Annotated in this window: 6 protein-coding genes; all 6 read right to left on the reverse strand. The window is 68.3% G+C overall.

The genetic code is table 11. From position 1 onward, the window contains the following. A partial coding sequence (locus Q0S71_RS04820) for a hypothetical protein (protein ID WP_295992107.1) occupies nt 1-219 on the reverse strand: 219 nt, incomplete at its 3' end. After that, the gene (locus Q0S71_RS04825) at nt 219-914 is read right to left on the reverse strand and encodes a hypothetical protein (RefSeq protein ID WP_295992110.1); all 696 of its coding nucleotides are present in this window, start codon (nt 912-914) and stop codon (nt 219-221) included. The genes Q0S71_RS04825 and Q0S71_RS04820, both read right to left, overlap by 1 nt. Next, nucleotides 911-2,482, reverse strand: a complete 1,572-nt coding sequence (locus Q0S71_RS04830) for a hypothetical protein (protein WP_295992111.1) — start codon at nt 2,480-2,482, stop codon at nt 911-913. The genes Q0S71_RS04825 and Q0S71_RS04830 overlap by 4 nt, the downstream gene beginning before the upstream one ends. A 7-nt stretch (nt 2,483-2,489) precedes the next feature. Next, on the reverse strand, nt 2,490-3,689 hold the full coding sequence (locus tag Q0S71_RS04835; RefSeq protein WP_295992113.1) for a type II secretion system F family protein: 1,200 nt from the start codon (nt 3,687-3,689) through the stop codon (nt 2,490-2,492). Next, on the reverse strand, nt 3,689-5,404 hold the full coding sequence (locus tag Q0S71_RS04840; protein WP_295992114.1) for an ATPase, T2SS/T4P/T4SS family: 1,716 nt from the start codon (nt 5,402-5,404) through the stop codon (nt 3,689-3,691). The genes Q0S71_RS04835 and Q0S71_RS04840 overlap by 1 nt, the downstream gene beginning before the upstream one ends. 26 nt (nt 5,405-5,430) lie before the next feature. After that, a partial coding sequence (locus Q0S71_RS04845) for a tetratricopeptide repeat protein (protein ID WP_295992117.1) occupies nt 5,431-6,505 on the reverse strand: 1,075 nt, incomplete at its 5' end.

Here is a 6,505-nt window from a genome sequence, read left to right on the forward strand (position 1 = left end):
GCCGATGGCGCCTTGGCCGGGCAAGCCGGGGATGGCGCCGGCGCCCATGTCGGGGCCGGCCGGCTGATCGGGGCCGCCGCTGCGGCGGGCGTCCAGCACGGACCGTTCCTGCGGCGTGGAAAACAGCCGGCCCAGCGTCGCCGGCTCGGCCGGCTGCCGCGCCGCCGCCGCGCCGCACAGCAGCGATGTCAGCAGCGCCGCCCACGGCGCGCGCCGCATCACCGGCCCCTCCGTTTCGCGGCCTGGGCCTGCGCGGCGGCGGGCGACAGCGTCAGCCAGTTCAGCGTGCAGTCCGCTTCCAGCGTCGGCGCGTTGACCACGCTGGCCACCGACTGGCGCCGGATGCTGCAATCCTGCACGCCGAAATAGCCGTGTTCCTTGAGATCGGTGAAAAAGTCGAACAAGTCCGCTTCGTGCAGCAAGTCCATGTGCAAGCTCATGCGGCTGCCGCGCAGCTGGTAGTCGCCGGCGTTGAGGCGCTGGTCGAAGCGGTCCAGCTTGACCGGCTGCTGCGGCTCGATCTGGTAGGTCAGCGGCAGCAGATTGCGCGCCACCTGGATCTGGCGGATCGCGTCGATCCAGTCGAGGCGGCGCTCGTCGCCGATCAAGCCCTTGCGCTTGAGCGCGATGAATTGCGGCTGGAAGTCGCGGATATCCTGTTTTTCGTTTTCGACGTGGGCGTAGCGCGTGTAGGCGGCGTCGCGCGCCTGCTGGGCCAGCGTGCGCTCGTCGTTGGCGCCGCTCAGATACCAGTTGCTGCCGACCACGGCGGCGGCGCTGATGGCCAGCGTGGCGGCGCAGCCGACGACGGCCAGCCGTATCAGCTGGAATTCGGCCAGCCAGTAGGGCAGCGCGATGCGCGCCGGCTTTTTCTTCGGTTGGCCCGGGACGGGCGAGGCGGCGCTGGCGTTCATGGTTTCCACTGCAGGTTCAGGGTGAATTTGGCGTTGTCGTCGGCGCCGGCGCTGGCGGCGCTGGCGCCGGCCTTGCCGCTCAGCTTGACGGTCGAACGCGTGTCCAGCGGCAGCTTTTCGATGGCCACCGTCAGATGCGGCTGGCGCGCCAGTTCCTGCGTGAACTGGTTCATGCTGTCGACCACGGTGCGGTAGTCGTGCTGGGTGACGACGATTTCGGCGTCGACCCGCAAGGTCTGCGGCGGCGCGCCCGGTATGCCGAACAGGGCGGCGGCGATGGGCGCGGTCAGCTCGGCGTCGATGCCGCCCTGCGACTGGGCGCTGGCCTGCGGCGCCACGCCGGGCAGGTCGACCCGCCAGTCGAGCTGGTTCAAGCGCACTTGCGGCGTGTTGTCGAGCGCGCGGCTGAGCAGCGTCATCATCGCGAGCGGCCCCGGCGCCTGGGCGCCGACCATGTGTTCCAGCGTCACGGCCGCTTTCATGTTGGCGGTCTTGTCGACGGCCGGCGGCATGCTCGACATGCTGCCCCGGTAGCGGTTGTCGTACTGGGCCGCTTCGCCGCTCATGCGTTCGGCGCTGTTGCTGGCGTCGACATAGCGCCACAGATTGGCCGCCACCCACAGCACGGCGCAGGCCATGACGACGGCGCTCACGCCGTACAGCGCCAGCCGCGCGCGCCACAGCGCGTAATAGCGGCGCGCCGGGCCCAGCCGGTAGTGGCTGTCCGGGCCGCCCTTGCCCAGCAGTTGCAGCAGCAGCGCGTCGGCCAGCGTCGGCGCGTGGGCCAGGCCGATCTTGGCCGCCGCCTTGTCCATCGCGATGAAGTGGTAGGAGGTTTCCGGGCCGTCTACGCACAGCGGCCGCAGCGCGGCGATCTGCGCGGCCGGCGTGACGATCACCGTGCGCAGGATGGCGCCCCGTTCCAGCAGGCGGATGCTGGTCAGGAACTGCTGGGTCTTATCGGTTTCCGTGCTCAGCGCCAGGGCCGCGCCGTCGCGCTCGTGGTCCGGCGTCAGGCGCGAGAATTTCAGCTGGCCGCGGTGGAAATAACTCTGGCGCAGGCCGCCGGACTGCTGCGTCACCAGCAGCAGGTGTTCATTCTTCAGCGCCAGCCGCTTGACCAGTTCGGCGCTCATCAAGGTGGTCGAATACAGGCCGGCCAGCGGCACCTTCAGCGTTTCCAGCGCCGCGATCCAGGGCGTGACGACGGCCGGATTGGTCAGCGCGCTGAGCAGGGCGATATCGTCGCGCCGGCCCTCCGTGTCGCGGCCCTGGATGGCGGCGTGGCGGTAGGGCGTGTCGCGGTACTGTTGCAGCAGCCGGCGCTCGAGCATGTTGCGCCGCGCGCGCGGCCCCACGTGCGGCAGCAGCACGCGCTGGAAATCCTCCTCGATCAGGTCGGCCATCAGATAGGCCGGCACGTTGGCGTGTTCGTCGACGTAGTCGAGGAAGGCGTCGAGGCCGTCGCGTTCGTGGCCGAAGCAGACGCCGTCCGACAGCGCCTTGCCGTCCCACTGGTAGGCGCACAGCTGTTCGCTGGTCAGATAAAATAATTGTTTGCGCAGCACGGTGGCCTCAAGTCCTGATCTTGCTGATGGTGTCGTAGATCGGGCCCAGCACGGACAGCATGATCCAGCCGAGCAGCAGGCCCAGCACGACCGTCATCGCCGGCTCTATCATCGCTTGCACGCGCTCGATCATCTCCTTGACTTCGCGGTCGTAAAAATAGCTGACGTTGCGCAGCGCACCGTCCAGCGAGCCGGTGGCCTCGCCCACCTTGAGCATGCGGATCACCAGCGGCGGGAAGATGCCGGTCTGCTGGAACGCCGCCGTCACGCCCTGGCCGTCGGAGATCAGCTGGGCCGCGCGGCGCAGGCCGGCCGCCACCACGCGGTTGCCGACGATGCCTTCGGACAGCCGTATGCATTCCAGTATCGTGATGCCGGACGCGTACATCAGCGCGAAAAAAGTGGCGAAGCGGGCCAGGATGATCTTGTGCTGCACCGGGCCTATCATCCAGACCCGCAGCTTGAAGGCGTCGAAGGCGTAGCGGGCCGGCTCGCTGCGGGCGATCCAGGCGCGGCCGCCGAAGAAGGCGGCGGCCGGCAGCGCCAGCAGCACATACCAGTAATCGATGAAGATGCCGGACACGAAGATCAGCGCCCGCGTGTGCAGCGGCAGCACGCCGCCCATGTTCTTGATGAAGGCGGTCAGCTGCGGCACCAGGTAAATCATCAGGAAGAAGGTGACGCCGACGATGACCAGCGCCACGAACAGCGGCTTCATGACGATCTTGCGGGCCTGCGCGGCCAGCTCGTCCTGCCACTTCAGGCTGTCGGACAGGTTGCGGAACACTTCGGCGATCTTGCCGGTGTGCTCGCCGGCCGTGATCAGGCTGGTGAAGGTGCGGTCGAACACGTCCGGGTAGGCGGCCAGCGCGGCCGACAGCGTCATGCCGCCCTCGATGTTTTCGATCAGGTCGGTGATGACTTCGCGGAAGCGCTGGTGGTCCATGCTCTCGCGCAGGTCGTTCAAGCCTTCGAGTATCGGCACGCCGGCGCCGGTCAGCTGCTCCATGTGGAAGCAGAAGTTGATGAGGTCGGTGCGGCTGATGGCGCGCCGGCCCAGCACTTTTTGGCGCGTGGCCTTGCAGTCGACCAGGTCCAGGCCCATGCGGTGCAGGCGCAGCTCCAGGTCCGGCTCGTTGGCGGCGTCCATATTGCCGGGCCACAGCTGGCCGGCGGTGTCCATCGCGCGGTAGATATATTGCGGCATCAGCTCAGCCGATCCGTCAGGTCGACCACGCGCGCCACTTCTTCCAGCGTGGTCACGCCCTCGCGCACGCGGCGCAGGCCGTCGTCCACCAGCGAGTGGAAGCCGCCGGCCGCGGCCGCGTTTTTCAGCTCGCGCGAGGAGGCGCGCCGCGCCACCATTTCGTCGAGCGCCGGCGTCATCTTCAGCAATTCGATGATGGCCAGCCGGCCCTTGTAGCCCTGGTGGGCGCAGCGCTCGCAGCCGACGGCGCGGTAGATCAGCTGCGCCGGCGCGGCATCGGCATCGGCGTCGTGCAGGCCGAGCAGCCGGCGTTCCACGGCGTCGGCCGGCTCGGCCGCGCGGCAGTGCGGGCACAGCTTGCGCACCAGGCGCTGGGCGATGATGCCGATGATGTTGCCGGCCATGATGTCGGGCACGATGCCGATGTCGAGCAGGCGCGACACGGAACCGATGGCCGAGTTGGTGTGCAGCGTCGTATACACCTGGTGGCCCGTCATCGCGGCCGAGAAGGCCATCTCGGCGGTTTCCTTGTCGCGGATTTCGCCGACCAGGATGATGTCCGGGTCTTGCCGCATCATCGAGCGTATGCCCTCGGCGAAGCCCATCTTGGCCGATTCGTTGACCGAGGTCTGGCGTATCATCGTCATCGGATACTCGACCGGGTCTTCCAGCGTCATGATGTTGACGCTCTCGGTGTTGACGTGGTTGAGGATGGAATACAGCGTGGTGGTCTTGCCCGAGCCGGTCGGCCCGGTCACGAGGATGACGCCGTCGGGCCGCGCGATCATCAGCTTGAGCAGGTGCAGCTCCGCCTCGCCCAGGCCCAGGCCGTCCAGCGGCACCAGGCCCTTTTGCCGGTCCAGCACGCGCAGCACGAAGTTTTCGCCGTGGGTGGTGGGCTGGGCCGAGGCGCGGAAATCGATCTGGCGGCCGGAAAACTTGATCGAGATGCGGCCGTCCTGCGGCGCGCGGGTTTCGGCGATGTTCATATTGCTGATGACCTTGAGCCGCACCGCCATCGCCGGCCAGTACGATTTGTGCAGGCTGCGGATCTGGCGCAGGATGCCGTCGATGCGGTAGCGGATGCGCAGGAACGATTGCTCCGGCTCGAAGTGGATGTCGGAGGCGCCGTTCTGCACGGCGTCGGCCAGCAGCGCGTCGATCAGGCGCACCATGGGCTGGCTGTACTCGTCGGACACGGTGCCCAGGCTGGCGTAATTGACTTCGCCCGTTTCGATTTCGTGCAGGATGCCGTCGATCGACAGCTCGAAGCCGTAATACTGGTCGATGGCGCGCTGGATGTCGGAGTCGCCGACCAGCAGCGGCGTGATGGTGATGCCCTTGACCAGCATGGCGCTGATCTGGTCGAGCGCGACGATGTTGCTGGTGTCGGACATGGCCAGGATCAGGTTGTCGCTGTGGCGCTCGTAGACGATGGGGAAGACGCGGTAGCGCTTGGCCACTTCCTTGGGGATCAGCTTTAAAGCGATGGCGTCGACCACCAGGTTGCCGAGGTCGGCCGATTGCTGGTTCAGGTTTTCCGACAGCGCCTCGCGCACCGTGGCCTCGGTGACGAAGCCGAGCGTGATGAGCAGCTTGCCGAGTGGCTCGTTGCTGCGCTTTTGCTCGATCAGCGCGATGCGCAGCTGGTCTTCGCTGATGACGCCTTTCTGGATCAGCAGTTTGCCGAGGGGGAGTTTTGCTTGCTCTGCCATGTTCTACTTTATAGGGACGGCGGCGCTCAGCGCGCGGCGGCCGGAGCCAGGTCGTGCATGCGCTTGCGCAGCGCGTTGCGGTCGAAATTGGCGGCGCGGTCCTGCGCCAGCGCCAGCGCGCGCTGGTAATAGGTCAGCGCCAGCTTGGGCTGGTTCAGCCGGTCGAGGCCGACGGCCAGGTTGTAGGCGTAATCGGCATCGCCGGGCGCGGCCGAGTAGGCGCGGAAGTAGCTTTGCTGGGCGTCCGGCCAGCGGCCCTGGCGCGCGTACAGATTGCCGAGCGCGAAGTGCAGCGGCCCCGATTCGGGATGTTGCTTGAGCAGGTTTTGCAGGCGCTGCTCGCTTTGCTCCTGGTCGCCCTGGTTCAGGCCGATCAAGCCGGCCATGGCGTCGGCGTCGCCGGGGTCCAGTTCGAGCAGGCGCAGGTAGGCCGCCGTCGCCTGGTCGGGGCGCTTCTGCCGTTCGGCCACGGCGGCGCTGCCGAGCAGGGCGTCGCGGTTGTTGGCGTCCCTGGCCAGCACGCTGTCGTACTGCTGCTGGGCGGCCGGCCAGTCGCCGTTGTTGACGGCGGCGTAGCCCGCTTGCAGGGCCGGGTCCAGCTGCGGCGCCGGCCGCGTGTGGCGCACCTGGATGCCGGCGTCGGCCGGCGGCGCGGCCGGGGCCACCGTCTCGGGCGCCGGCGGCGGCGCCGGCAGGCGCGCGCTGGCGCGGGACAGCTCGAATTGGCGCTGTTCCTCGCGCCGCTGCGCTTCCTGCATATTGTAGTGCTGGATGTCGGCCATGTGGCCCAGTTGCTCGGCGGTGCCGGCGTCGGTCGCGCCGGCACCGGCCGGCTGGGCCACCACCACCAGCGCCGGCGTGGCGCCGGTCGCGTTCGGCGGCGGCATCGGCACCATCGGCAACTTGCTGCCGGCGCCGGGACCGTAGACGGCTTGCCAGAAGATGTAGGCGAACACCAGCAGCACCAGGGCCATGATGGCGCTGAGCACCAGCAGGCGCAAACGGGCCGGATCGAGGCCGAGCTTGTCGCTGTGGACGGCGCTGGCGGCGGCCTTGGCGCGCGCCGCGCCGCGCGGCACGGCCGGCCGCTCGGTGTGCTGG

It is taken from the genome of Rugamonas sp. (assembly GCF_025354735.1).
Classification (GTDB): domain Bacteria; phylum Pseudomonadota; class Gammaproteobacteria; order Burkholderiales; family Burkholderiaceae_D; genus Rugamonas.